Origin of the sequence: Aeribacillus sp. FSL M8-0235 (genome assembly GCF_038000355.1) — a bacterium.
GTDB classification, from domain to species: Bacteria; Bacillota; Bacilli; order Bacillales; family Aeribacillaceae; genus Aeribacillus; species Aeribacillus composti.
Window position 1 is genome coordinate 2,616,423 of the sequence record NZ_JBBOBW010000001.1, and the last position, 24,386, is coordinate 2,640,808.

The window sequence follows — 24,386 nt, forward strand, 5'->3', positions numbered from 1 at the left end:
CTTTTACTTTGTTTTTAATGTGTGTAAGCCCCGGTATTTTCTTCATTCACCGCGGAATGGAGCGCCATGTTTAAACCGCTCGCAAGCACATTCGCCATATCTTCAATAAACATATCTACTTCTTTCGGTGTTACCATTAAATTATGTCCAAGTGGACTCAGCACTTCATGAATCAGCATTCTCTTTTCATTTTCTTCCAGTGTACCGATTATCCCTAAAAACTGCTTTCTCTCTTTTTCCTTAGGCAAATCTTCATTCGTCAGCTTCTTTTTTTCAGCAAAGCTAAACCAAGACGGAGCCAACGCATTTTTTGGGCGATTTCCTTCCCGCATTTCTCTGCCGAGATGCTTTAATATAAAATCAATCGTATCACTAGTTATCGTTACAGCATCAACTACTGTCGGAATTCCGATTGATATAACCGGAACGCCTATCGTGTCCACACTCAATTCTTTTCTTTTGTTTCCTACGCCGGATCCAGGATGGATGCCGGAATCGGCAATTTGTATTGTGCTGTTTACACGCTCTATTGATCTTGCAGCTAATGCATCAACGGCAATAATGAAGTCAGGTTTTGATTGTTTTACAACTCCCGTTATAATATCAGATGTTTCAATTCCCGTTAGCCCCATCACTCCTGGTGCAAGGGCGCTGACAGGTCGATAGCCTTCTTTGACGTTTTCTGGTTCAAGCTGAAACAAATGTCTTGTGACCAATAAATTTTCACATGTTAAAGGGCCTAAAGCATCTGGAGTGACATTCCAATTGCCAAGACCGACCACTAAGCAGCTTGCATCTTTAGAAATTTGCAGCTGTTCCAAAAAAGAACTGAAATGCTTTGCAAACATTTTGATTACTTTTTCCTGCAGTTCGGTATCTTTATTGCGGATTCCCTGCACTTCCAGCGTTAAATATTTGCCTTTCTTTTTGCCGATTGTCTCAGCACCTTTATCCGTAATGTCCATATGGACAATTTTCATACCGTCTTCCTCTTCTTCTTGAACGATGACCCCTTCCATTTCTTTCTTTTTTTCAAGGGCCAAATCTCTCGCTTCAAGCGCCAAATCCGTTCTGATTGAATATTTGCTTAAATCAAGCGCATTGTTCATCATTGTCACCCCAAGTTCATTTTTATCTATTTTTTCCAAAGTCATTTCATTTCATCCCATTTCTTAGCTTCAAAGGGGGATTTCATTTACATTAGTATTGCAAAAGAAAAAACCGTTTGATAGAATAACTTTTGTTCTATATCCAAAAAAGAATGCGGCAGCTTTGATTTTATATAGTCAGTAGGAGGTGAAACAATGGCTAACATTAAATCCGCTATTAAACGAATGAAAACAAATGAAACACGCCGTGCCCGCAATACATCAATGAAATCGGCTATGCGTACAGCAATTAAAAAGTTTGAAGCGTACGTTGTAAATAAAGATGTTGAACAAGCAAAAGAAGCGTTTAAAGTAGCTGCGAAAAAAATTGATAAAGCTGCTTCCAAAGGAATCATTCATAAAAATGCAGCCGCTCGTTTCAAATCACGCTTAGCTAAAAAATTAAACAGCTTATCAGCATAAAAATAAAAGCAATCATCAAGCTTTTATCCCGCTTGTTGATTGCTTTTTTTCTTGCTGAAACAGCTTCAGCAGCAAAAACTCTAACGCTAATTGTCTATCTTTTTTTCCTGTTTTTATTTCAAAATCTGTCTCCGCAAGAGCTTTTATGATGCTCTGCAATTCACTGGCAGAAAACTGCTTCTCCTGTTTTAAAGCCAGCTTAATGCGAAACGGATGAACCTTTAAGGATGACGCCATCCGATCCTGTCCGTAACCGGATTTCGAAAGCTGCTTCACTTGATATAATAGACGGAATTGTTGTGTAAGGAGGCTTAAAATTTTAATCGGTTCTTCGTTTATTTTTAACAAATCATAAAAAATTTTAAAGGCTTCTTCTGTTTTCTTTTTGACGACGGCATCAATTAAATCAAAAACATTTTGTTCAAGCGAGCGTGCAACGAGCTGCTTGACCATTTCTGCAGTCAACTTATTTCCGCTTCCAACATATGCACATAATTTTTCCATCTCTTTATCTATGATCATTAAGTTGCCAGATGTTTTTTCCATAAGCTCATCGATCGCTTCTTTTTCCATCGCCACATTTTCTGCTTCCGCTTTTTCCTTTATCCATTTGACTGTTTCCTCTTCTGAAAAGGAATTCATTTCAACTACTGTTGCCGCTTTCTTTATTTGTTTTGTCAGCTTTTTTCTTTCATCAATTTTTTCATGTGGAAGCAAAAAGACAAAAACAGTAAACGGGGCAGGATTTTCTACATATTGTTCAAGTTTTTTAAGATTATGCTCCACTTTTTCTTTTTTCTTTTCGCTCGTCAAAAAATAAGGATTTTTCACAACAACCATCCTGCGTTCACCTAAAAACGGCATCGTTTCCCCATCTTCAACAGCCGTTTCTATATTTGTTTCTTCCATATCATAGACGGAATAATTAAATTCCCGTTCGTCTTCACTAATTGCCTCGGTTAACAATTTGCGAATTGTTTCATTTAATAAAAATGATTCTTTTCCATAAAATAAATAAAGAGACTGAAATTGTTTCTTTTTAAATGAATTCCATAAATCGACAATCATCTTAAGATTCCCCTAAAAAATGAAGTGTGCTTCATTCATCATATATGGAAAAAAATTTTTTCGCAACACTTCAACATAATGGAGAATTGGCAGCGAAGCCAATCCTCCGATTTATATGAACGTTTTTTGTAAGCCCCGGGACACTTACAAAAAAACGATTACCCATTCATATATTCTCCCTTTCGAAAAAGAATATAGTTGTTAATCGTTAACATGAATCATTTTTAAGAATGTAGATTTTTTTGCTGAAATCGCTTATACTACTTATGACGATGAGGAGGGGTATAGATGAACGAATTTGAACAAAATGTAAGCAAACGTAATGATGCTGTTGATTCTGCCGTCGGTTTTATTGTTTCTTTTGGCTTTTTTGCCACATTGTTTATCATTGCAACAGCGATTAAATTGATCGGCTCGTAAAGAGAGAGGCTGCAAACGGCAGTCTCTTTCTTTTTGCTCCTTGTACAATCCGGACCCAGCCGTCCAATCATCTCTCCATTTTCAAGCTGTCAAAACTGCCCTATTTTGTTAATGTATCGTATGGCGGGTAGAATAAAAAGGTTCCTTGAGACTTTCGATATTTGTATTGGACAGCACCCAGTTGATCTGTACGAAATATGGATACGTTTTGTTTTTTTAATCGATTCAATACTTCTTGATGAGGATGTCCGAAACGATTGTTTCTTCCTGCTGAAATGACCCCGATCTTCGGATCAATTGTTTGTAAAAATATATCGCTAGTCGAAGTTCTGCTTCCATGATGCCCGATTTTGACCACATCCGCAGTCATTTTTGGATATTGTTTAATCATGTGCCGCTCTCCGCTTTCTTCAAGATCACCGGTAAACAGCCAGCGCAACCCGCCTATTTTTGCCATTAGGACGAGAGAATCATTATTTTTAGAATCCGATTTTGTGAAAGGAGAGAGAACGTGGAAAGCTGTTCTGCCTGTGATCCGATCTCCTGCTTCTAATTCAAATATTTCAATTCCTCGATTTTTCGCTTCTTTTACTATTTGCTTTTCAAGCTCTTCTCTGGAAAAATATTTTGGAATAACCAATTTGTTTACTCGAAATTGTTTGATTAAGGTTAATGACTCGCCGATATGGTCATAGTCTCCATGAGTTAAAAACAAAATTTCAATTTCCTCTACCCCTTTCGACTGAAAATAAGGGATCAGGACGTCCAATGCGATGGAAAACGGTTTTTTTCGCATCTGCCAGCTTTCTTTTTCAAATACAGCCATTCCTCCTGTATCAATTAAATAACTGTTACCTAAGCCGGGCTCTCTAATAAAAATGCTGTCTCCTTGTCCGACATCAAGAACTGTTACTTCTCCCGGCATGGTCATTTTCCCTGCTATCAAAAGCAATGCAGTGAGCAAACCGCTGCATAATATCGGTTTTCCCCATTTTGCCATCGGCTTATGTTCCATTTGAAAGAAAAGGCTGATAAAAATGATATATTGCAACAGAAATAAAAAAACAGACGGTTTGCCAGTTGTTATCGTGAAAAAAGGCAAATCACCGAAAAATAATGCTGTTTTGGACGACAAAGTAAAAGAAGTGTGAAGAAGGGAAACAAATATTGAACCGATGGAAGAAGAAATTACGGTTAAAATGAGAGTGATCATGGTAAGCGGCAGCAAAAAGAACGTGTATAGCGGCACAAACATAATATTCATGATAAAGCTCAATAGAGAAAATTGATAAAAATAGTAGCATATAATCGGCAGTGAAGCAGTTTGGGCAACAAATGAAACTGCTGCCAACAATTGCAATGAATTCCTGCATTTTTGAAAGATTTGTCTTGATAAAATTAGCGAAAATGTGACTGCGTAAGAAAGCTGAAATCCAAGATGAAAAACTTCATACGGGTCAAGAAATGTCATGAGAAGAAAGCTGAATGAGATTGAATCAGAAAGGGGCATATTTTGTTTAAAAAGTGTTCCTCCCATGATCAGCGCTGCCATAAGAGAGGCGCGGACGACAGGCGGAGCTCCTCCTGTTAACAATGCATAAAAGGGGAGGAAGCAAATCAAAATCATAATGGTTTGTTCTTTTGAAATGCCCAGCCGCAAAAGGAAGAAGTAAAGTGAGGCGATTAATATGCTTACGTGAAGACCTGAAATCGAAAGAATATGAACAATCCCTAGCTTTCGATAAGCGGCAAGATCTTCTTCTGGAATATTGTTCTGATAGCCTACCGTCAAAGCAAGGACGAAGCCGGCTGTTTTTTCTGGAAATTTATGATGAATCCATTCAATCATTTTTTGCCGGTAATTTTCCAAATGATCTTTCCATGACGGCTTATATGTACAATGCCCGATTTTGTCGAGCTTATACAGCCAGTGGATTTGCTGAAAATACAAATAGCGCTTATAATTAAACGCATTTTCATTTGTGTTATTTTTCGGTTTTTCAAGCTTTCCTGAAAAATTGCATATATCACCTGGCCGTATATTATTTGTACTTTTCATCTCTTGTTTTGTTTTCAATGTATAACGGGCCGTCAGCTTTTCTCCCTGATTCGTCTCGACCGCAAATGTCATCAGATCCCCGTCGATTTCAGGAGAGGAGATTACCTTTCCTTTTGCTGATAACATGCCTTCGTGATAATTTGTTTTATTTTGTTGATCATACCAATGAAAATATGGAAGCATGAACAAAAACGAGCAAGCAACGATGAAAGCTAATTTCCTTTTATGTTGAAGCCATAAGAAAAAAAGAAGTGCAGCAAAAATGAAAAAAGGAAGAAGGGAAGGAAAAGAGGTAGCGGAAACAATCGCCAACAATGCGGAAATCGCGACATATGCCCACTGGCCTCTCAAAAAAATAACCTCCTTTTCGATTAGATCAGCCGAAAAGTTGACGGGCTTGTTCATTCCATTTTTTCAAGTCCGTTTCTGATACGCCGAGATGTTTTAAAGCATTTAAAAGCTGCTCAACATATTCGCGCTTTTCTTCATTTTTTAAATCCAAAGTCGTTTCATCGAATGCGACTTTTTCTATATGAACACCTGCTTGTTCAAATAATTCCATTGCATATGGATGATTTTTGTAATCTTTTGCATAATATACACTTTGAATACCCGCTTGAATAATCGCTTTTGTGCAAGCTAAGCATGGAAAATGCGTGACGTAAATTTCCGCTCCTGCTGTTGCCACTCCAAATTTGGCGCATTGCAATATCGCATTCATCTCCGCATGGATCGTTCGAACACAATGGTTATCAATCACATAGCAGCCTTCATCAATACAGTGGACTCCTCCTGCGATCGAGCCGTTATATCCCCCCGCAATAATCCGTTTATCGCGGACAATCGTAGCACCGACAGCAAGTCTTGTACATGTGCTTCTCAGCGCAAGCAAATGGCTTTGCGCCATGAAATAATGATTCCAAGAAATTCGATCCACTTTTACCCCTCCGAATTTTGTAAACATTCTTTTTCAGTTTATCGACAAGTCTTCATGTTCGTCAACGCTAATCTCATTTTTGATCTTTTCAAACGTTTTTTCTCCTATACCGGTAACCTCCAGTAAATCCTCTTCTTTTTGAAACGGCCCGTTTTCTTCACGGTGTGCGATAATTGCTTCCGCTTTTGCAGGGCCGATTCCCGTTAATTTTTGCAGCTCTTCCTTTGTCGCCGTATTAATATTGATTTTTTCTTTCTCTTGCGGTCTTTGTAAAGCATCAGCATTTGCGCCGCTTTCATCCATAAGAGCATTTTCGTCAATTTTTTCGCCTAGCTTTGGCACATAAACAACCATACCGTCTGTTAGCTTTCTGGCCAGATTCACACGATTTCCGTCTGCCTGGTCATTCATTCCTCCAGCTTTTTCGATTGCTTCAAACACCCTGCTGGATGACGGCAATTCATAAACACCAGGCTTACGAACTGCCCCCTTTACATCAATATAAATCATCGTCGTCTGTTCGTTACGGTGCTCATTCTCTTCTTCGTCATCATCTTCTCTGCTTTTTTGCATCGGCGTTCGTTCATCCGTTTCCAGCAATGGTTCATCGGAAACTTCGATCTCGTTTGAATCACGCCAGTTGTTGATGATAAAAAACAAAATGGCAGCGAAAATGATTAACAAAAAAACCCCATACTTTTTTATAAAAAGGAAATGGTTCATGCACATGAATTCCCCTTTCTAAATATTCATTCATAAAATAAGGCAGCAGAACATATCGTGTAGGAGAACAATGTTAAAAAAAGGAGGGGTGAAAAGTGAAAATAGGGTTTATAGGAACCGGCAATATGGGGCGTATTCTCATTGAAGCTTTTTGCGAGGCAAAAGTATCAACACCCTCATCGTTGTTTATAACGAATAGAACGATTCAAAAGGCATATGCCATCAAACGGAAATATCCTGAAATACATGTTTGTACATCAAGTATAGAGGTCGTTCATCAAAGCGATTTCATATTTCTATGCGTTAAGCCTTTAGATATACACCCCCTTTTAAAGGAACTGAAAACTGGTTTACAAGGACATCAATGTTTAATTTCCATTACGAGCCCGATTTCAGTCGAGCAAATCGAATCGGCTGTTCCATGCCAAGTAGCCCGAGTCATACCAAGCATAACAAACAGGGCTAAAGCGGGAGCTGCTTTGCTGACATTTGGAAATAGATGCAGCGAACATACAAGAAATATCATTCTTTCCATGTTTGAAAAAATATCAAAGCCAATCTTAATAGAAAATAACATTACCCGTGTTGCATCTGATATCGTCAGCTGCGGACCGGCTTTTTTCAGCTTTTTGCTACAAAAATTTATTGAAGCTGCTGCGGCGGAAACAGACATTTCGAAAGAGGATGCGGTTCAATTAGCAAACGAGATGATGATCGGCATAGGCAAGCTGCTTGAAAGCGGGTATTACACGCTTCCGACATTGCAGGAAAAAGTGCACGTAAAAGGGGGAGTTACCGGAGAGGGGATTAAAGTGCTTGAAAATGAACTAGGCGACATGTTTCATCATTTATTTCAAAGCACCCATGCAAAATTTGATGAAGATTTACAAAAAGTGAGGCATCAATTTGACAATGAATAATATTCTGCAGGGCTCATGAAAATTCCTGCTAAAATGAAAAAAACCATCGAAAAAAAATTACATTCGATGGTTTCAACTTTTTTTCGCAATATAAAATATTCGTTCCGCCTGCTCGATGTCCGGGCTTTGAAAAATTCCATCCGTTATGTCAACGATCGTAAAGCCGCACTTTTCCAACATATGTCGGTACTCAGAAATTGAAAAAGTTCTTTGATAATGGTCTTCATCCAACCGTACATAATCCGTTCCATTGTTCACAAAGAAGGTTAATTCATGAATGACACTGTTTGGATATTCACCGTCAAAGCATTTCCAAATATAGCTGACATCCTCATCATTATCAGCGAATACAGCATGTTTAAATATTTTCTCCATTTTATGAACAGAATGGGCATCAAACAGAAATAAGCCGTTTCGGTTCAAGTGGTCGTATACGGCTTGAAACGTTTTGACCACATCCTCTTCCTTCAGCAAGTAGTTGATGGAATCGCAATTTAATAACACCGCATCAAAAGGCTTGTAGCCTTTAAGCTCCCTCATATCTTGTTCAATAAAGAGCGCATCAAACCCTTTTTTCATCATCTTTTCCTGGGCAACGGCGAGCATTTCTCCGGAGAGATCGACACCTGTTAGCTCATACCCAAGCTCAGCCATCCTATACGATATTTCTCCTGTTCCACAAGCTAAATCTAGCACCCGGTTCCCGCCGTTTCCATATCGTTGAATCGCTTGATGCAAAAATTGCGCCCATTCATCATAAGGAACATCTTTCATTAATCGGTCGTACACAGATGCAAAATGCTTATAAATCAAGCTAACCACTCGCTCACTTCTTCGCGCGGAGCATCTCCCCATAATTTTTCTAAATTATAATAGCTTCTTTCATCCCTATGGAAAACATGAGCAACGACATCTCCTAAATCAATGAGAACCCATTTTGCCTCGTCAAACCCTTCGAGACGCTTGACGGGAATTCCGTTTTCCTCTGCTTTCTCTTTCATTTCTCTGGCAATTGCTTGCACATTTTTTTCGTTATTCGCATGGCATATCATAAAATAATCAGCTATTAGAGAGATTCCTTGCATGTTTAATACTACGATATCTTCTGCTTTTTTATCGCTGCCTGCTTTAACAGTTAAAGCTAGAATATCACGCGAATTCATCCACTTCACTCCTTCAATTTTTCATTACGAGCGCATTATAAGTTTTAAACGTTTCAGGGTAAATCGGCTGCTTTTTCTTCATTAAAAATGCAATCGTATTGGATATCGACTGAACGAGCGCTTCATTTAAATCTTTTTGTGCCAATTCCCTGACTTCATCGACTCCGGGGAAGCTTCTACCCGGTTCAATATAATCAGCTAAATAAATCACTTTTTCAAGAAGAGTCATGTTTTCTCTTCCGGATGTATGGTAGCGGATCGCATCTAAAATTTCTTTATCAGAAATGCCGACTTCCTTCTCGACTAAATAGGCGCCAACAGGTGCATGCCAAAGTTCTGTATTATATTCCAGCAAGTCCTTCGGCATATTTTGTTCAATAATAATTTTTCTCATTTCATCTTTTGGCCGAAATTTGGCATAATCATGAAAAATAGCTGCTAATTCTGTCTTTTTCACATCGGCGCCGTACCGCTTTGCCAAACTGATGGCTGTCTCCATTACGCCTAAAGTATGTTGATAACGCTGTTTCGTTATCGCCTTTTCCACAACTGCTAACGCTTTTTCACGTTCCATATAATCGATTCTCCCCTATATATTGAATAACTTTTTTGGGCAGAAGATAGTCCACCGCTTGTCCGTTTTTCAATCGCTCTCTGATCATTGTAGAGGAAACATCAAACTGAGGAACTTCCACCTCTTTTACGAAAAATGTGCTCTCATTCGAGTATCCGTTACGTTTCACGCCGACAAATTGCACCATATCCATCAATTCCTCTATTCGATGCCAATGAGGCAAATTTTCAATCATATCTGATCCAATAATAAAATAAAATTCTTCGTTTGGATATCTTTCTTTCAATATTTTCACTGTGTCATACGTAAAAGACGGACCCTCTCTTTCAAGTTCAATTAATTGGACTTGAAAAAATGGATTTCCTTCAATTGCTCTTTTCAGCATATTTACCCGGTGGTGTGTTTCTGTCACCGGCTCCTTTTGTTTATGGGGTGGAATATTGTTCGGCATAAACCATATTTTGTCCAGATTAAGAGAATGAAGAACCTCATTGGCCATTAATAAATGTCCGTTATGGGGCGGGTCAAATGTCCCCCCAAAAATTCCGATTTTACCCAATTTTTCCGCACCATCCGTTCGTTTATTCAGGCAAAATGATTTGTTTTTTTTCTTTTGATTCTTTATATAAAACAATGACATTTCCGATGATTTGGACGAGATGGGCATTTGTCCCATCAACAAGTGCTTGAGCAACTGCTGCTTTGTCTTCATCACAATTTTTCAGCACGTTCACTTTTATGAGCTCTCTTGCTTCTAAACAATCGTTCACCTGCTGAAGCAAATTTGAATTTACTCCGCCCTTTCCAATTTGGAAAATCGGGTTCAGATGATGTGCAAGAGAGCGTAAAAAACGTTTTTGTTTTCCAGTTAAAGTCATGATTTTCCTCCTAATTTTTCATATACGAGCTTTTTCATTCGACTGACATCAGGTTCCACATTCGTCCATATTTGAAACGCACATGCCCCTTGATAAACAAACATTCCTACTCCGTCAACAGCTTTAAGGCCCAGCTTTTCAGCCTCTTTTAATAACATCGTTTTCAGCGGATTATAAATGATATCAGCAACGACAGTTCCGCCGTGAACGCGTCCGGTTAATTCAATCGGCTTTTCTTCGATATTTGGCTTCATCCCGATGGATGTCGTTTGAATGATGACATCATATTCATTGGACGTTTGATCGAGTTGTTGGAATGAATAAACGTTTCCTTTTGTCTCATAGCTGCAGTTTTCCTTTAACAGATGAGCCCGCTCTGCTGTTCTGTTTACAATATCAATGAACGCAAAGCCTTCTTTCGCCAGCGTTGTATAGATCGCCCGAGCGGCTCCGCCCGCCCCGATCAGCAGCACTTTTAAATCTCGGGGATTGGTATTGTCAATATGCTCTTTCAATGACAGGTAAAATCCGTATCCGTCTGTGTTAAAACCGATTAATCTCCCGTCTTCGTTTTTTACTGTATTTACCGCGTGAAGCAATTGAGCCGATTCATCCAATTCATCAAGAAAAGGAATGATTGACACTTTATGTGGAACCGTTACATTAAACCCCTTTATGCCAAGAGCCTTCATCCCTTTTACCGCTTGTTCAAGCTCTTCCCCTTTTACTTGAAATGCGTGATAGCGGGCATTCATATTTAAGTAATCGAAAGCATCGTTATGAATGAGAGGGGAAAGCGAATGACCGATCGGGTCGCCTATTACTCCGTAAACTTGCTCCATTTGAAATCCTCTCCACCTTTTTGTTTTTATATTAATGAATGACGGACGCCCACATGTACATCTTTAGGTGCATAAGCAACAACTCTTTTCGGTCCATCGTGGATCGTTACCCATCCAAGACCTGAAAACACGATATCTTTCTTTTTTCCATTTATAGTGAATTCGTGCGGGACAAGTTCTGGAAAGGATTCGACTGCTTCTTTACTAGGAGGGGTTAAAAGCTCCCCTAAATGTGTTGCATATAAATGATCCGCCTTCTCCAGTTTTGTTCGATGAATGTCAATGCTGTTCGGAATATAGCACACAATGGAGGAACGTCCTCCCTTTATATAATCCAGTCTTGCCAATCCGCCGAAGTATAAAGTTTGCCTTTCATTTAACTGGAACACTCTAGGCTTAATTTCTTTTTTCGGCGATAGAAGCTTTAGGTCGCGCTTATCAATAAAGTGCGCCATCTGATGATCATTGATAATGCCTGGTGTATCGTATAAAACTGCGCCGTCATCTAACGGAATTTCAATTAGATTGAGCGTTGTGCCGGGATAATGGGAAGTTGTAATGATATCCCCTTCTCCCGTAACCTCCTTCAAGATTCGATTAATAAAAGTTGATTTCCCAACATTTGTACATCCAACAACATACACGTTTTCTCCGTTGCGATAATGATCTATTTGCTCTGCCGCTTCTTTAATGCCATGTCCCTTTTCTGAGCTGATTAAAAGCACATCCAATGGCGTTAATCCATACTCTCTTGCTTCTCTCTTCATCCAACGAATAACCTTTTCTTTTTTCACCGATTTTGGAAGGAGATCTGCTTTATTGCCGATTAAAATGACTGGATTGTAGCCGATAAAACGCTGTATGCCGTTGATCCAGCTTCCGTTAAAATCAAAAATGTCGACAACCTTCACAACAAGAGCTTTCGTATTGCCAATGCCGTGCAAAATTTTTAAAAAGTCCTCATTTGTTAACGAGACATCTTGAATTTCGTTATAATGTTTCAGCCGAAAACACCTTTGGCAGATCGGCTGTTCTTTCTCAAGAGCAGCTTTTGGAGCATATCCAATTTCAGATGGATCTTCCGTTTGAATTTTTACTCCGCACCCGACGCAAACCTTCTCATCCAAACTCATCACTCCTCCCAATGCAGCATGCCTTTCTGTTTTAACAATTTTAAAATTTTCCTTTCAATTTTCCTGTTGATCCGGGTCCAAAAGCCGTCAGTAGACGATACAGGCACAACTAAAATCGTATGAAAACCGCAGAGATTCCCTCCGAGAACATCTGTCAGCAGCTGGTCGCCGACCACAACAACTTCTTCTTTTTTCAGCCCCATCTGCTCAGCCGCTTTTTTAAACGCTTTTGCACGGGGTTTTCCCGCTTTCGAAATGAACGGAATATTCAGCGGTTCAGAAAACGAACGGACGCGTTTTTCGTTATTATTTGAAACAATTGTCACTTTAATCCCGTTCTGTTCCATCATTTCAAACCAATTTTTCAATTTCGGAGTTGCGTTCGGCCTGTCCCATTCTACTAAAGTATTATCTAAATCGGTAATAATACCTTTTATACCTTTTTCCTTTAAAAAATGAGGATAAATATGAAAAACGCTTTTCGCATATTCTCCGGGCAAAAACCTTTTCAGCAAATTGAACACCTCTTAATTCAATAAATAGACAATTGTTAAACTATTTTTCATCATACCGAATTTCGAGTTTACTTTCAAAACAATATTGTTTTCACAAAAAAATTCGACAATTTTTTGAAATATTCAACAGCTGTGGATAATTTTATACACAATATCCACCTATTCATATCAATCTTTACTAAAGTATATAAACAAACTACCCACAAGTTTTCCACCGAATGCTGTGGATAACAGAACGGTTGTTCTCTATTAAAAAACATGGTAAATTAATGGTAATAAATAAAGGAGGTGCTTTCTCCATAACATGATCGCTTCTATGAAAAATTTATCGGACGAATTTTTAATTGAATCTTACTATAAAGCAACCGAAATGAGGCTTAGCAAAGAATTCATCGAATTAATAGAATTGGAAATAAAGCGCCGCTCGCTCTCTCACTTATTAAAAGCATCATCTTAGCGGTGTCTTTTTTTTTTGCTTAAAAAATACCTACCCCCGGGCGCATGGCTGCATATCCCACAGCCGCTAAACTCCTTTTAACAGATAATCGTTGATGTCAGTCCACAATGACTTAATACCTTTCAACAGATGATCTCCGATGCCAATCCATTTTTCTTCACTGTCTCATTATAACTAAAACTCAGCTGTTTTCCATACTCTTTCCCCCGTTTTTATGAAGGACATACAAGGACAAAGCCGCAATCACATACAATTTAATAATACGTAATGCGGGGGTGAAAAACATGTCTGGAATTTTGACTGCACTAAGCTATTTTATAAAAGAATTGGTTTTTCTCGTTTCATATGTAAAAAACAATGCTTTCCCTCAACCGCTTTCCCCAAATGAAGAAAAAAAATATCTCCGCCTGATGGCCGAAGGAAATGACGAAGCAAGAAATATATTAATTGAACATAATTTGCGCCTTGTCGCTCATATTGTCAAAAAATTTGAAAATACAGGTGAAGACTCGGAAGATCTCATATCCATCGGCACAATTGGTTTAATTAAAGCGATTGAAAGCTATTCCGAAAACAAAGGGACAAAGCTTGCTACATATGCCGCAAGATGCATTGAAAATGAAATTTTAATGCATCTCCGTTCCTTAAAAAAAACAAAAAAAGATGTTTCCCTACACGATCCTATTGGCCAAGATAAAGAAGGAAACGAAATCAGTTTAATAGATGTGCTAAAATCAGAAAATGAAGATATTATCGACACGATTCAATTGAATATGGAGCTGGAAAAAATTAAAAAATATTTATCGGTTCTAGACGAAAGAGAAAAAGAAGTCATTATCGGGCGGTTTGGATTGAACACGCAGCAGGAAAAAACGCAGCGTGAAATTGCGAAAGAGCTCGGCATTTCGAGGAGTTATGTTTCCAGAATCGAAAAAAGGGCACTCATGAAAATGTTTCATGAGTTTTACCGAAATGAAAAAGAAAAAAAGATGTCAAAAGAATAAAAGGAAAAGCATTTTCAACGAGATTTTGTGCGAAATTTGCGAGAGTTCCTGAATGATTTACTCGCGTAAAACGGCAAAATTCATGTTAAAGTGGCTTTCCGATATGTGACATCCCATAAAAACTCAAAATTAACCTTGCTGCATGGTTTCCAGCGCATTGGCGCAAATCGAGATATAAAAACGAATCTCAAAATTGACCGATTAATAAAAATCGCAGAAAGCGAATCCGCTGTTTGACGTAAAATGGTGGTAACATTATTTGACAGGATGCGAACGTTACGGTTGAGAGCCCATTACAACTGCTTTCAATCTGTAAAAAGGCAGCCTTTATTGCAGCGCTAGTTGCTGTTTTCATATGAAACAGAACAATGCCGCCTTCATTCACCTAATGTTTTATCAAAAAAGAGAGGCTCAAAAGAGTCAGCTATACTGACTTTTTTGAGCCCTTTTTCAAGAAATGATTAAGATTGCAACTTATCAAGCTTTTTTTGATATTTCGATGACAATTTGAAAAATAGAATAGAACTGGCTAACATCATCGTTGAAGTTCCGATTAGCATTATTTCTTGTATATTTGTCCGAGGTGAATGATTAGGAATCCATATTCCGATGTATAAAAAGGTTCCGACAGCTAGCAGAACGAGAGCAAAATGTTTATAGTCTTCTATTAATTCTTTTAATTTTTTCTCCTCCATAATATCACCTAATCGAATTAGTTATTCTATATTATAAAAGAATAACATATCGATTCGGGCTAATAGGCTTGTAATAGTTTCCATTTACATTCAACCTAGTTCTTCAATCATTTTCAGAACCAATTCCGATGAATTGAAAGCCGCTTTGTCTAAAAATTGTTCAAAGGAAATGTTCGACTCTTTTCCGGCGATATCTGAGAGCGCCCGGATGATGACAAAAGGCGTTTGAAATTTGTAGCACACTTGCGCAACAGCAGCAGCTTCCATCTCAACAGCGTACAAATGGCTGAATTTAGACCGGACAAAAGCTACTTTATCGGGGTCGTTCATAAAAGAATCCCCCGTTGCGATCGCCCCTTTTACCGTCTGAATTCCTGAAATGTCTTTTGCTTTTCTTTCAGCGATTTCAATCAGTTTTTCATCGGCTTTAAAGGAAGGAGGAAGCCCGGGAACTTGACCATATTCATACCCAAAAGCCGTCACATCTACATCATGATGGCGAACCTCTGTGGAAATGACAACATCCCCTACGTTTAAAGACTCATGAAATCCTCCGGCGGAGCCGGTATTGATCACATAATCCGGCTGATATCGCTCCAGCAGCAAAGTTGTGCTTACGGCTGCATTCACTTTTCCAATTCCTGATTTTAATAAAATCGTATCAGTTTGATTGTATTTCCCAATCATAAAACTGCAGCCTGCAATCTCCTCTTCTTTTGTACAATCCAATTTCTCGCGCAGGATGCGCACTTCTTCTTCCATTGCACCAATGATTGCAATTTTCATATTCCAACATTCCTTTCTATCATGAATAGCTATAAAAATCATAAAAAAAGATCCCTCAAGTGTTTGACAGTCAGCTTTTTACACATGAGGGTCTTTTTTGCTTTTCAGTCTATTTTAATACTTCAACTCTAGTCGGTTTCCAGCCCTCTCCGTCTATCCATGTAATGGATACTCTATATTTTTTTCCGTCTGCTTTGTTTTGAATCGTTCCTTTCGCATCATTCGGGCTTCCGTTATTGCCGATCCAAAGGGTCTGCATATTTTCAAGAGAAACACCTGTTGCATAGCTTAATGCTTTCTCCATTTCCTTCCAATCTACAGATGACTTTTTATAAGTCGTAACGTGCTCACCTGTCTGGACTGTTCCGATCGGCTTCCAATTTGGATTTTCAATGATTTGTTCAACATCGGAACCCGCTTCTCCTTCAGTTACTGTTGCACCTTCAAAAGGATCATCGCTCGATTCCTTTTCTTCATTTGCTGATGGCGTATTTTCTTCCTCTTCCTCGATATTTTCATTACTTTCATTTTGTTCAGCTGCTTTTTCTTCTTCCTGCTGATCGTTAGATTGTTCAGCTGTCTCTTCTTCGATATTTTTAGATGAGCTTGATTGCTCTTTTTGTTGTTCACTGTTGGAATTCGCTTGTTCAGTACCGCCTCCCAAAAAAAGCTGAGAAGCAATAACGAGGATGAGTAAGGCGACAATTCCAATTAAAATATTTAAAATCAAATTCGTTTTTCGTTTTTTATCCCGAATTTCATAACGAGAACCCGCCATTCCCCGTCAACTCCTTTGTTTCTCCAATCTTTGAGTTATTATTTTAACATACTTTATTCTTCATTAACATTATAAATCTGTTCAACCATTTCGTAAAAAACATCATTTGTCTTTGCTCTACCGCTCGTTTTGTTCATATCAACAACAACTAAAGCATATTTCGGATGTTCCGCAGGAAAAAAACCGGCAAACCATTTATGATATAATTTTTTTCCATTGTCGTTCAATGTTCCCGTTTCGGCAGTGCCCGATTTGCCGGCTACTTTAACAGGCAAGCTTTGAAACACTCTGCCGGTTCCATCAGGATGAGCGACTACTTGAAGCAGGAGATCCGTTAATTTTGATGATGTTGCAGGGGAAATTTTTTCTCCTTTCATCAAATGGTTCTTGAATGTATACATCGTTTCTCCGTTTTTATATAAAATTTTATCCACGACTTTCACTTCTCTTTTTTCTCCTCCGCGTGCAATTGTAGCCATCATATTCGCGACAGCTAGAGGAGTAACCTTTACATTTTTTTGTCCGATGGAGGTTTGTGCGATGGCCTTTGCTGACCTTTTGTCGCTGTCATCTCCCCAAATCGTTCCTCTTTGCTCCCTTGGAAATTGTTTAAATTGATCGTAATGGTATACTTTTCCCGACCAGCCTGAGAAGCTGAGAAGGCCAAGCTTTTCTGCGTGTTCTTCAATTATATTGCTCTTTTTTTGTATTAATTCCTGACCGATCGTAGCAAACGCATAATTGCAACTTTTCGCAAAGCTTTCTTCAAACGTAAGCGTTCCAGCCCGCTTTTCTTCCTCTTTTTCTGTTTGGCCGTAGACATTCCGGTCACAATTAAATGTTCTTTCCGGTTTGATCATGTTTGTGTCGATCGCTGCTGCAGCGATAACGGTTTTAAAAACAGAACCAGGAAACATTGCCGAAAGCATTTTATTTTCATATGTTTTTGGATCATTCCGGTCCAGATCCGGTTTGGAGGCCATTGCAACTACTTCGCTGTTTTCAATGTCTAACAGAACGAGGCCGCCTTCATTTACTTGATGTTTTGTTAAAATTTGTTCAGCTTTTTCTTGCAAATGTTTGTCAATCGTTGTTTGAACGGCAATTGGGTAAAATGGATTGGAATCGGCAATATATTTTACATTGACGCCGAAAAGAGGCCTGCCGAGACCATCAACATGATATAAAAGTCTTGACGCATCTTCCGGCTGCAAAAATTCATCAAACGCCTCCTCCAGTCCAGTCACGCCTACTTCAGGACTTAATGACGTGATCTCTTTGTCAGGGTATCTTTTTTTCCATTCTGTTTCATTTTCGCTTGTCATCCCAATAAGATGGGAAGCAATATTGTCTGATTGCTCTGTTTTCATAAAGATGCCGAATACTCCCGGAATTTTTAACTTATTGATGGCTTTTATATCCTGTTCATCAAGTTGAAATCCTTTTTCTTTATTCAACAAAATAGGTTCATTTTTCGTTCCTTTCAATAATTGTTCGATTTCATCCTTGCGAACAGAAATGGCTGCCGCCAATTGATCGATCGGCCATTGATAATTTTTCAGAAATGGAAATAAAACGAGCGTAGGCAAATATGTTTCGTTCAAAGGTTTATTTTCACGATCAATAAATCGACCCCGCCCATCATCTATAATTACTTCTTGTGTCCTCTGTTTGACGCTTTCTTTCATCAAATTGACATCTTGTTCTGAAAATGACTCGGTTTCAAGCAGTTGAATTTGCGCAAGTCTATATATGAGAACACCCATTAACAAAATGATGAAGACGCCTATATATTTTATTCGCTTATTCATAAAAAAACACCTCGTCTTATATTTTCGACGAGGTGCGCACATCTTAAACTATATTAAAGGCTATCAACATTAATCAACACGTACAATTTTGACTGTCATATCGCCGCCAGGCGTCTGAACTACAACTTCTTCCCCTACTTGACGGCCGAGCAGGCTTTTAGCCATCGGAGAATCATTGGAAATTTTCCCTTCGAAAGGATCTGCTTCTGCACTTCCGACAATTGTATAAGTTTCTTCTTCTCCATCAGGCAATTCAATAAACGTAACAGATTTTCCAAGTGAAACAGTTGTTTTATTTTCTGTGTCTTCTTCAATAATTTTCGCATTGCGAATCATATTTTCGAGCGTTGTAATGCGTCCTTCTACAAAAGCTTGCTCTTCTTTTGCTGAATCATATTCAGAGTTTTCTGATAGGTCGCCAAATGATCTTGCCACTTTTATTCGTTCTACAACTTCTTTTCGCTTTACCGTTTTTAAATACTCAAGTTCTTGTTCAAGTTTTTCTTTCCCAGCTTTCGTCATAGGAAATACCTTTTCTTCCGCCATAATAGTCCTCCTTTTCTTTATATCCCCCTAATGGTTCCTAAAAAATGAAAGAACTTTTCTGCCGTTCTTTCGACAGAAAAGAATCTTTTATAACATAGTTATAGAAGGAAATATTTATCTATGATATGTTATTACAAAATAATCGGCAGTTCAAGAAACGTTTTGCTTTTTTATAAAAAAATCCAGATTCTTCCCCTATCTTGTCTCTTTTCTCATCATATTATACGGATATAGCGGATGCTCGCACTTGAAGCGGATTATTTGCAAAGGATGTCTTGCTGCATCCAATTCATTTCCATCTTCATCCCAAATTTTATCGATGACAATGCGAAAATTGTCAATTTGCGGACCGAAAAATTCTACTTCGTCACCGGGTCTGAAATGGTTTCTTTGCTGCAATGTCACCATTTTCGTTTCTGGATTCCAGTCAAGCACAAGCCCGACAAAGTCGTATGCTGTTTTTTTGCTGTGAGTGCCAAATAATTGCTCTTGATAACCAGGCACTCCTTCAAAAAAGGCAGGAGCCGTTTCTCTGTTCGCGCATTTATCCAATTCTTCCAGCCATTCCTGTTTCATGACAAAATGATCGGGATCGGCGCAGTATGCATCAATGACTTTGCGATATACACTGACAACAGTTGCAACATAGTGAATGGATTTCATGCGGCCTTCAATTTTCAAGCTGTCGATCCCCATTTCAATCATTTTCGGAATCGACTCAACCAATTTTAAGTCTTTAGCGCTCATTGCAAATGGCGAGTCTTGCTCATCAAACATAGGCACTTCTTTGCCTTTATAATATTCATATAAATCATAATCCCACCGGCAGGACTGACAGCATCCTCCTCTGTTTGAATCTCGCGCTGTCATATGATTGCTTAATGTGCAGCGGCCTGAATAGGCAATGCACATCGCACCGTGAATAAACGTTTCGATTTCAATATCTACTTTTTCTTTTATTTCTCTAATTTCTTCAGCGCTCGTTTCCCGTGCTAGAACGACCCGCTCCAAACCTTCCTCCTTCCAAAATTGGACAGCTTTCCAATTCGAAAGGGATTGCTGGGTGCTTAAGTGGACTTCCAATTTTGGGGCTACCTTTCTGCACGTTTCAATAATGAGGGGATCTGCGACAATGACCCCTGACACTCCCGCGTCTTCGAGCGCTTTTAAATATTGATCGAGTCCAGGGATGTTTTCATTATGTGCATAAATGTTTGTCGTCACATATATTTTTGCCCCGTACTGATTAGCAAATTGAACTCCTTCTTTAATTTCCTCAATGGAGAAATTATCGGCATTGGAACGCAAGCCGTACTCTTGTCCGCCAATGAAGACGGCGTCAGCACCGTACATGACGGCGATTTTTAATTTCTCCAAATTTCCGGCAGGTGCAAGAAGTTCAGGTTTTTTCGTTATGACCCTTTTGCCGTTGATAATTGTTGAAATTTTATCTTTCACAACCGGCATGCGAACTCCTCCTTTAACGTTTTTTTAATAAACGGTCTCTTTAAAGAAAAATCCTGTATCCAACGGGCGGTTTGGCGGCTGTATTTCCTCAATTTCAGCGTACAGCTTGTCTTTAACATTTTCATATTGCTCTCGATCCTCAGCGCATAAATCGATCGCCTTTCGATACTTTTTCGTCACTTCTACAATATATTCCGGAGTTTTCAGCACGCCATCTATTTTAAAAGAATCAATTCCTGCATCAACCAGTTCCTCCAGCTCGTCAATGATGCAAATATCATTCGGACTCATAATATGGGTTCCATTTTCATCCTCAAAAATTGGATATTTGTTATTTCTCTCTTTATCATGCAAAAACATATTTTTGCCGTATTTATAATTGTGAATTTCCATCGCTTTCCCACGATATTCAAAATAATTGCCGATAAGAGATCTTTTGGACTGAAACATGCACGTCATTCCGTGGACTTGGACTTCTATTTCCACTTCTGCATGCTCTTTCGTTTCAATGACAGCTTCCATGCTTAACTCCCGAGCTAGTACTGCACGCTTGGCGCCTTTCCTTCCCCAATAGTTGCATGCATACCAGTTGGTCGCGGTTGTTTCCGTATTCCAATGGAGCTTCATCTCCGGAGCAACTTCCCTAACAGTCATTAACACAGCTGGATCACCGAATACAATCGCATCTGCCTTCGCATTATGAACAAATTTTACATAATCTGCAAGCTCGTCTACTTTATCATTATGAAAAATTGCATTCATTGCAACGTATACTTTTTTTCCATATTGATGGGCAAGATCAATCGCATCTAATACATCTTTTCGATGAAATTCCCCTGCAAGCCTTAAGCCATAACGCTGTTCGCCGATGATAAAAGCATCTGCGCCAGCTTTGCAAAGGCTCTCAATATTTTTGACATTTACAGGTGTGACGAGCAGTTCGGGTTTTTTCATTCCCCTTCACCCCTTTTTATACTGAAGGCTAATCCGTCGCCTATCGGAATAATAACGGTATCCCAATCGGGCTGATTCATTAGCCATTCATTATATTCTTTAATTTTCTTCGCTAAAGATTTTAACCTTTTTGATTCTATCATTTCTTCAGCGACTAGTCCTTTAAAAAGAACATTATCCGAAAAAACGACCGCTCTTTTTGACAGCAAAGGTTCATATGCTTGAAAAAAACGTTTATATTGCCCTTTGCTCGCATCGATAAAGAGCGCATCAAACGGGCCGTCAAGCTTGACTTCCTGTACGATTTCTAGAGCATCACCGTGATAAATGGTAATTTGATTTTCAAGACCGCAAGCTCGAATATTTTGTTCCGCTAGTTCAAATCGATGAGGATCTATTTCAATCGTTACAATTTTTGTGTTCGGCAGCGCTTTTGCCATCCGAATCGCCGAATAGCCGATCGCCGCCCCAATTTCCAATATTTTGTTCGGCTGATGGAGCTTTAAAATATGAAGCATGACAGACAGCGCCCGCTCTTCCATAATCGGCACCTTCTGCTCTTTTGCATATGCTTCTAATTGAACTAATTTTTCATCTTTGTTAGTAGAAAAATTTGCTAAATATTCCTCGATTTTTTTGTTTGACAAAATGGACACTCCTAAAAAACTCCCTTAATCAAAGAAGAGTTCTGTTCGAACTCTTCAAGTTTGTTTTTTTAGCTCGATATATTTTAACATAAAAGAAAAAGGAATGCGAATCGCAAACCTTTAATCCTTTTCCGTAATATGCTTAGCTTTTTCTTTGTTATGCTCATCCAGCGTCTTCGTAAATATAACTTCCCCTTCTTTCGTTGCGAGAAAATAAAAATAGTTTGTATCGGCAGGATTTGCTACAGCATCTAGTGACTGCTTGCCAGCATTGGCAATCGGCCCCGGCGGAAGTCCTTTATTTTTATATGTGTTATAGGGAGAATTGACTTCTAAATCTTTATAGTATACGCGCTCCTTATGCTTTCCTAATGAATATAAAACGGTTGGATCTGTCTGGAGAGGCATGTTCTTTTCTAAACGATTGTAAAAAACGCTGGCTATTTTTTCCCTGTCGGCTTTTTCCGTCGCTTCCTCCTCCACTAAAGACGCTAATGTTAAAAATTGATGAGTGGAGAGACTCAGCTCTTTCATTTTGTTTCTATAAGGAACAAGCATTTCATCTGTCTTTTTAATCATTGTTTCAATGATTTCCGACAAAGGAGGAGATTCCTCATAAAACGAATAAGTAGCCGGATACAAATATCCTTCCAATGCATATTTTATACGTCCGTTGAAAATGTCATCTGTTATTGTATTAGGATACTTTTTTTGCATTTGTTTGATAAACTGTTGGTTTGTTAATTGATTCATAATTTCTTTTTTTGAATAGGGAGTATGTTTGGCGATGATGTCAGCAATTTCTGATAGTTGCAATCCTTCCGGGATCGTCAATTTAATAGCTGCTTCTCCCATTAATTCGCCTTTTTTTAAGCGTTCAACGATTTCTTGAATCGTCATCGATTGATTAAATTGATAATTTCCTGCTTGAAACCCTGATTCATTTTTAAATTTCACGTAATATTTAAACACGATCGCACTTTTAATGATGTCATTTTTTTCTAAAATAGAAGCAATTTGCGATACGGAAGATCCAATCGGAATTTGTACCTTTACAGGTTCCTTATTATCCGGATCAACAGGTTTTAATGCAGATCGCACATATAAATACCCGCCGCCAATCACTCCAGCAAATATAACAACAAAGGCAATCAGGACAGTTAACACAGTTTTTCGAACAATTTTCGCTATATGCAGTTTTTCTTGGAGTTTCTTATCCAAAAATTCCTTATTCGAATCCGAATCCGCCATCAATTCATCCTCCTTCCGTCCCGATTATTATACTACATACACGCATTTATTCGTCAAAAATCTCCATTTTTTTATAGGAAGAAATTGTTTTTTTCATTTGGATGTAAATCACCTCAACAAAAAAAGCACCGCAAAACGGTGCTTATTCCTCTTCTAAAAATGTATTTAAAACGGCCTCGATCATTTCCCATTCTTCATCGGTTTCCACAGGCTCCAGCTTTCCGCCTTCACCGTCTTCATTGGGAATGTAGCTTGCTGCATGAATTTCTATTCCATCTTCGTCTTCCTCATCATCGATGCCGATCGGATAATAAAGAACGTAAGATTTGTCAAATTCGTCCGAATTAAACGTAAACAAAATTTCATATAGTTGTTCATTACCGTTTTCATCAATAACGGTAATATGTTTTTCACCTTCCACTTATTTCACCTCAATTTATTGTTGACTGTCCAAATAACTTTGCAAAATAATCACCGCAGCCATTTTATCAATGACTTGCCGTCTTTTTCGCCGGCTTACATCCGCCTCAATGAGAAATCTTTCGGCTTCCATCGTCGAAAGGCGCTCATCCCATAAAATGACCGGAAGCTGAAACTGCTCCTTCAAAAGCGCGGCAAAGCGCTCGCTTGCTTCTCCCCTTGGTCCAACGGTGCCGTTCATATTTTTCGGATACCCGACTACTATTTTTTCTACCTCGTATTTCTTTATCAGTTCAGCGAGTCTTTGAATCCCGAACTCGCCTTCATCTTCATTTATGCTGATCGTTTCCACACCTTGAGCAGTCCATCCCAGCTCATCGCTTACCGCAACTCCTAATGTTTTTGAACCTAAGTCTAACCCAATGATTCGCATTTTATTCCTCACGGTTGTTTTTCAAATAAAATTTTACAAGCTCTTCAATTAATTCATCTCGTTCAATTTTTCTAATCAGATTGCGTGCGCCGTTATGTCTAGGAATGTAAGCAGGATCTCCGGACAACAAATAGCCGACGATTTGATTGATCGGATTATAACCCTTTTCTTCCAGTGCATTGTATACGGCACTTAGAACTTCCTTGACATTTGTCTCAACAGGTTCTTCTGAAAAATTAAATTTCATCGTTTTATCGAAGGAACTCAATTTTTGCACCTCTTTCCTAGACTAAAAAGCGAATCTGCTTGTCTACATCCATTTTACACTATGAAT

At 38.7% G+C, this 24,386-nt stretch carries 30 protein-coding genes; 5 read left to right on the plus strand and 25 right to left on the minus strand.

Annotated features, from left to right (window positions below; translation table 11 throughout):
- Positions 1 to 14 precede the first annotated feature (14 nt).
- Positions 15 to 1,109 carry a GPR endopeptidase gene (gene gpr, locus NSQ71_RS12705; protein WP_340734431.1) on the minus strand — a complete coding sequence of 365 codons (1,095 nt, stop codon included), beginning with the start codon at positions 1,107 to 1,109 and terminating at the stop codon, positions 15 to 17.
- Between the two features lie 195 nt (positions 1,110 to 1,304).
- Here gpr and rpsT point away from each other — a divergent pair, with 195 nt between their 5' ends.
- Entirely contained in the window at positions 1,305 to 1,571 is a 267-nt protein-coding gene (gene rpsT / locus NSQ71_RS12710; RefSeq protein WP_063388018.1) for a 30S ribosomal protein S20, read from the plus strand.
- 15 nt (positions 1,572 to 1,586) lie between these two features.
- Here the strand turns inward: rpsT and holA are convergent, their stop codons facing one another.
- Positions 1,587 to 2,639 carry a DNA polymerase III subunit delta gene (holA, locus tag NSQ71_RS12715; protein WP_063388017.1) on the minus strand — a complete coding sequence of 351 codons (1,053 nt, stop codon included), beginning with the start codon at positions 2,637 to 2,639 and terminating at the stop codon, positions 1,587 to 1,589.
- 288 nt (positions 2,640 to 2,927) lie between these two features.
- Between holA and NSQ71_RS12720 the strand changes: the two genes are divergently transcribed.
- A complete protein-coding gene (locus NSQ71_RS12720; protein ID WP_065095531.1) occupies positions 2,928 to 3,059 on the plus strand; it encodes a YqzM family protein in 132 nt (43 codons plus the stop codon).
- A 100-nt stretch (positions 3,060 to 3,159) separates the two neighbouring features.
- On the opposite strand, the gene NSQ71_RS12725 is transcribed toward NSQ71_RS12720, so the two are convergent.
- From NSQ71_RS12725 to NSQ71_RS12735, 3 genes are read right to left on the minus strand one after another with little or no spacing between them, the layout of a single operon-like run.
- Positions 3,160 to 5,469 (minus strand): DNA internalization-related competence protein ComEC/Rec2, encoded by a 2,310-nt coding sequence (locus NSQ71_RS12725; RefSeq protein ID WP_340734007.1) that lies wholly within the window; start codon positions 5,467 to 5,469, stop codon positions 3,160 to 3,162.
- 25 nt (positions 5,470 to 5,494) lie between these two features.
- The gene (locus NSQ71_RS12730) at positions 5,495 to 6,055 is read right to left on the minus strand and encodes a ComE operon protein 2 (RefSeq protein ID WP_063388016.1); all 561 of its coding nucleotides are present in this window, start codon (positions 6,053 to 6,055) and stop codon (positions 5,495 to 5,497) included.
- 33 nt (positions 6,056 to 6,088) lie between these two features.
- Positions 6,089 to 6,778, minus strand: a complete 690-nt coding sequence (locus tag NSQ71_RS12735; RefSeq protein WP_339210144.1) for a helix-hairpin-helix domain-containing protein — start codon at positions 6,776 to 6,778, stop codon at positions 6,089 to 6,091.
- A gap of 95 nt (positions 6,779 to 6,873) precedes the next feature.
- On the opposite strand from NSQ71_RS12735, the gene comER reads away from it, so the two are divergent.
- A complete protein-coding gene (comER, locus tag NSQ71_RS12740) occupies positions 6,874 to 7,698 on the plus strand; it encodes a late competence protein ComER (RefSeq protein WP_066250551.1) in 825 nt (274 codons plus the stop codon).
- 72 nt (positions 7,699 to 7,770) lie between these two features.
- Here the strand turns inward: comER and NSQ71_RS12745 are convergent, their stop codons facing one another.
- The 8 genes from NSQ71_RS12745 to NSQ71_RS12780 are packed head-to-tail and all read right to left on the minus strand — an operon-like array spanning position 7,771 to position 12,803.
- A complete protein-coding gene (locus NSQ71_RS12745) occupies positions 7,771 to 8,520 on the minus strand; it encodes a class I SAM-dependent DNA methyltransferase (protein ID WP_235600443.1) in 750 nt (249 codons plus the stop codon).
- Positions 8,508 to 8,861, minus strand: a complete 354-nt coding sequence (gene rsfS / locus NSQ71_RS12750) for a ribosome silencing factor (RefSeq protein ID WP_063388012.1) — start codon at positions 8,859 to 8,861, stop codon at positions 8,508 to 8,510. Before rsfS ends, NSQ71_RS12745 begins: the two co-directional genes overlap by 13 nt.
- A gap of 13 nt (positions 8,862 to 8,874) precedes the next feature.
- Positions 8,875 to 9,435: a bis(5'-nucleosyl)-tetraphosphatase (symmetrical) YqeK gene (yqeK, locus tag NSQ71_RS12755; RefSeq protein ID WP_339196888.1), complete on the minus strand. Its 561-nt coding sequence runs from the start codon at positions 9,433 to 9,435 to the stop codon at positions 8,875 to 8,877.
- Positions 9,425 to 9,994, minus strand: coding sequence for a nicotinate-nucleotide adenylyltransferase (locus tag NSQ71_RS12760; RefSeq protein WP_066250550.1), 570 nt, complete (start codon positions 9,992 to 9,994; stop codon positions 9,425 to 9,427). The genes yqeK and NSQ71_RS12760 overlap by 11 nt, the downstream gene beginning before the upstream one ends.
- 22 nt (positions 9,995 to 10,016) lie before the next feature.
- Complete coding sequence (gene yhbY / locus NSQ71_RS12765) at positions 10,017 to 10,313, minus strand: ribosome assembly RNA-binding protein YhbY (protein ID WP_063388009.1); 297 nt, start codon at positions 10,311 to 10,313, stop codon at positions 10,017 to 10,019.
- Complete coding sequence (gene aroE / locus NSQ71_RS12770; RefSeq protein ID WP_327848035.1) at positions 10,310 to 11,155, minus strand: shikimate dehydrogenase; 846 nt, start codon at positions 11,153 to 11,155, stop codon at positions 10,310 to 10,312. The genes yhbY and aroE overlap by 4 nt, the downstream gene beginning before the upstream one ends.
- A 26-nt stretch (positions 11,156 to 11,181) precedes the next feature.
- Positions 11,182 to 12,288 (minus strand): ribosome biogenesis GTPase YqeH, encoded by a 1,107-nt coding sequence (gene yqeH / locus NSQ71_RS12775; protein WP_445684692.1) that lies wholly within the window; start codon positions 12,286 to 12,288, stop codon positions 11,182 to 11,184.
- Positions 12,288 to 12,803, minus strand: a complete 516-nt coding sequence (locus NSQ71_RS12780) for a YqeG family HAD IIIA-type phosphatase (protein ID WP_339193131.1) — start codon at positions 12,801 to 12,803, stop codon at positions 12,288 to 12,290. The genes yqeH and NSQ71_RS12780 overlap by 1 nt, the downstream gene beginning before the upstream one ends.
- Positions 12,804 to 13,119: 316 nt before the next feature.
- On the opposite strand from NSQ71_RS12780, the gene NSQ71_RS12785 reads away from it, so the two are divergent.
- Both NSQ71_RS12785 and sigK read left to right on the plus strand, forming a co-directional pair.
- Complete coding sequence (locus NSQ71_RS12785; protein ID WP_063388169.1) at positions 13,120 to 13,260, plus strand: sporulation histidine kinase inhibitor Sda; 141 nt, start codon at positions 13,120 to 13,122, stop codon at positions 13,258 to 13,260.
- A gap of 284 nt (positions 13,261 to 13,544) precedes the next feature.
- On the plus strand, positions 13,545 to 14,264 hold the full coding sequence (gene sigK, locus NSQ71_RS12790; protein ID WP_340734009.1) for an RNA polymerase sporulation sigma factor SigK: 720 nt from the start codon (positions 13,545 to 13,547) through the stop codon (positions 14,262 to 14,264).
- Positions 14,265 to 14,725: 461 nt separating this feature from the next.
- Here the strand turns inward: sigK and NSQ71_RS12795 are convergent, their stop codons facing one another.
- From NSQ71_RS12795 to NSQ71_RS12850, 12 genes are all read right to left on the minus strand, one after another.
- Positions 14,726 to 14,959 (minus strand): YrhC family protein, encoded by a 234-nt coding sequence (locus tag NSQ71_RS12795; RefSeq protein WP_063388004.1) that lies wholly within the window; start codon positions 14,957 to 14,959, stop codon positions 14,726 to 14,728.
- 90 nt (positions 14,960 to 15,049) lie between these two features.
- Positions 15,050 to 15,745, minus strand: a complete 696-nt coding sequence (gene mtnN, locus NSQ71_RS12800; RefSeq protein ID WP_340734010.1) for a 5'-methylthioadenosine/S-adenosylhomocysteine nucleosidase — start codon at positions 15,743 to 15,745, stop codon at positions 15,050 to 15,052.
- A gap of 109 nt (positions 15,746 to 15,854) precedes the next feature.
- Positions 15,855 to 16,523, minus strand: coding sequence for a DUF1510 family protein (locus NSQ71_RS12805; protein ID WP_340734011.1), 669 nt, complete (start codon positions 16,521 to 16,523; stop codon positions 15,855 to 15,857).
- Between the two features lie 53 nt (positions 16,524 to 16,576).
- The gene (locus NSQ71_RS12810; RefSeq protein WP_340734012.1) at positions 16,577 to 18,334 is read right to left on the minus strand and encodes a peptidoglycan D,D-transpeptidase FtsI family protein; all 1,758 of its coding nucleotides are present in this window, start codon (positions 18,332 to 18,334) and stop codon (positions 16,577 to 16,579) included.
- A 69-nt stretch (positions 18,335 to 18,403) separates the two neighbouring features.
- A complete protein-coding gene (gene greA, locus NSQ71_RS12815; protein ID WP_063388001.1) occupies positions 18,404 to 18,880 on the minus strand; it encodes a transcription elongation factor GreA in 477 nt (158 codons plus the stop codon).
- A gap of 195 nt (positions 18,881 to 19,075) precedes the next feature.
- Entirely contained in the window at positions 19,076 to 20,347 is a 1,272-nt protein-coding gene (locus NSQ71_RS12820) for a peptidase U32 family protein (protein WP_063388000.1), read from the minus strand.
- A 24-nt stretch (positions 20,348 to 20,371) separates the two neighbouring features.
- Positions 20,372 to 21,301 (minus strand): peptidase U32 family protein, encoded by a 930-nt coding sequence (locus tag NSQ71_RS12825; protein ID WP_063387999.1) that lies wholly within the window; start codon positions 21,299 to 21,301, stop codon positions 20,372 to 20,374.
- On the minus strand, positions 21,298 to 21,948 hold the full coding sequence (locus NSQ71_RS12830) for an O-methyltransferase (RefSeq protein ID WP_066250537.1): 651 nt from the start codon (positions 21,946 to 21,948) through the stop codon (positions 21,298 to 21,300). Before NSQ71_RS12830 ends, NSQ71_RS12825 begins: the two co-directional genes overlap by 4 nt.
- Before the next feature lie 120 nt (positions 21,949 to 22,068).
- The gene (gene mltG / locus NSQ71_RS12835) at positions 22,069 to 23,199 is read right to left on the minus strand and encodes an endolytic transglycosylase MltG (protein WP_066250532.1); all 1,131 of its coding nucleotides are present in this window, start codon (positions 23,197 to 23,199) and stop codon (positions 22,069 to 22,071) included.
- Between the two features lie 142 nt (positions 23,200 to 23,341).
- The gene (locus NSQ71_RS12840; protein ID WP_063387996.1) at positions 23,342 to 23,620 is read right to left on the minus strand and encodes a DUF1292 domain-containing protein; all 279 of its coding nucleotides are present in this window, start codon (positions 23,618 to 23,620) and stop codon (positions 23,342 to 23,344) included.
- A 15-nt stretch (positions 23,621 to 23,635) separates the two neighbouring features.
- Complete coding sequence (gene ruvX / locus NSQ71_RS12845; protein ID WP_094246262.1) at positions 23,636 to 24,052, minus strand: Holliday junction resolvase RuvX; 417 nt, start codon at positions 24,050 to 24,052, stop codon at positions 23,636 to 23,638.
- Between the two features lies 1 nt (position 24,053).
- A complete protein-coding gene (locus NSQ71_RS12850; protein ID WP_063387994.1) occupies positions 24,054 to 24,320 on the minus strand; it encodes an IreB family regulatory phosphoprotein in 267 nt (88 codons plus the stop codon).
- Positions 24,321 to 24,386 lie beyond the last annotated feature (66 nt).

Excerpts from the sequence above, each read along its gene's own strand:
- gpr (WP_340734431.1), bottom strand. The coding sequence starts at position 1,109 with ATGAACAATGCGCTTGATTTAAGCAAATATTCAATCAGAACGGATTTG.
- rpsT (WP_063388018.1), top strand. The coding sequence starts at position 1,305 with ATGGCTAACATTAAATCCGCTATTAAACGAATGAAAACAAATGAAACA.
- holA (WP_063388017.1), bottom strand. The coding sequence starts at position 2,639 with ATGATTGTCGATTTATGGAATTCATTTAAAAAGAAACAATTTCAGTCT.
- NSQ71_RS12720 (WP_065095531.1), top strand. The coding sequence starts at position 2,928 with ATGAACGAATTTGAACAAAATGTAAGCAAACGTAATGATGCTGTTGAT.
- NSQ71_RS12735 (WP_339210144.1), bottom strand. The coding sequence starts at position 6,778 with ATGAACCATTTCCTTTTTATAAAAAAGTATGGGGTTTTTTTGTTAATC.
- rsfS (WP_063388012.1), bottom strand. The coding sequence starts at position 8,861 with ATGAATTCGCGTGATATTCTAGCTTTAACTGTTAAAGCAGGCAGCGAT.
- yqeK (WP_339196888.1), bottom strand. The coding sequence starts at position 9,435 with ATGGAACGTGAAAAAGCGTTAGCAGTTGTGGAAAAGGCGATAACGAAA.
- yhbY (WP_063388009.1), bottom strand. The coding sequence starts at position 10,313 with ATGACTTTAACTGGAAAACAAAAACGTTTTTTACGCTCTCTTGCACAT.
- aroE (WP_327848035.1), bottom strand. The coding sequence starts at position 11,155 with ATGGAGCAAGTTTACGGAGTAATAGGCGACCCGATCGGTCATTCGCTT.
- yqeH (WP_445684692.1), bottom strand. The coding sequence starts at position 12,288 with ATGAGTTTGGATGAGAAGGTTTGCGTCGGGTGCGGAGTAAAAATTCAA.
- NSQ71_RS12785 (WP_063388169.1), top strand. The coding sequence starts at position 13,120 with ATGAAAAATTTATCGGACGAATTTTTAATTGAATCTTACTATAAAGCA.
- sigK (WP_340734009.1), top strand. The coding sequence starts at position 13,545 with ATGTCTGGAATTTTGACTGCACTAAGCTATTTTATAAAAGAATTGGTT.
- NSQ71_RS12795 (WP_063388004.1), bottom strand. The coding sequence starts at position 14,959 with ATGGAGGAGAAAAAATTAAAAGAATTAATAGAAGACTATAAACATTTT.
- mtnN (WP_340734010.1), bottom strand. The coding sequence starts at position 15,745 with ATGAAAATTGCAATCATTGGTGCAATGGAAGAAGAAGTGCGCATCCTG.
- NSQ71_RS12805 (WP_340734011.1), bottom strand. The coding sequence starts at position 16,523 with ATGGCGGGTTCTCGTTATGAAATTCGGGATAAAAAACGAAAAACGAAT.
- NSQ71_RS12810 (WP_340734012.1), bottom strand. The coding sequence starts at position 18,334 with ATGAATAAGCGAATAAAATATATAGGCGTCTTCATCATTTTGTTAATG.
- greA (WP_063388001.1), bottom strand. The coding sequence starts at position 18,880 with ATGGCGGAAGAAAAGGTATTTCCTATGACGAAAGCTGGGAAAGAAAAA.
- NSQ71_RS12820 (WP_063388000.1), bottom strand. The coding sequence starts at position 20,347 with ATGCCGGTTGTGAAAGATAAAATTTCAACAATTATCAACGGCAAAAGG.
- NSQ71_RS12825 (WP_063387999.1), bottom strand. The coding sequence starts at position 21,301 with ATGAAAAAACCCGAACTGCTCGTCACACCTGTAAATGTCAAAAATATT.
- mltG (WP_066250532.1), bottom strand. The coding sequence starts at position 23,199 with ATGGCGGATTCGGATTCGAATAAGGAATTTTTGGATAAGAAACTCCAA.
- ruvX (WP_094246262.1), bottom strand. The coding sequence starts at position 24,052 with ATGCGAATCATTGGGTTAGACTTAGGTTCAAAAACATTAGGAGTTGCG.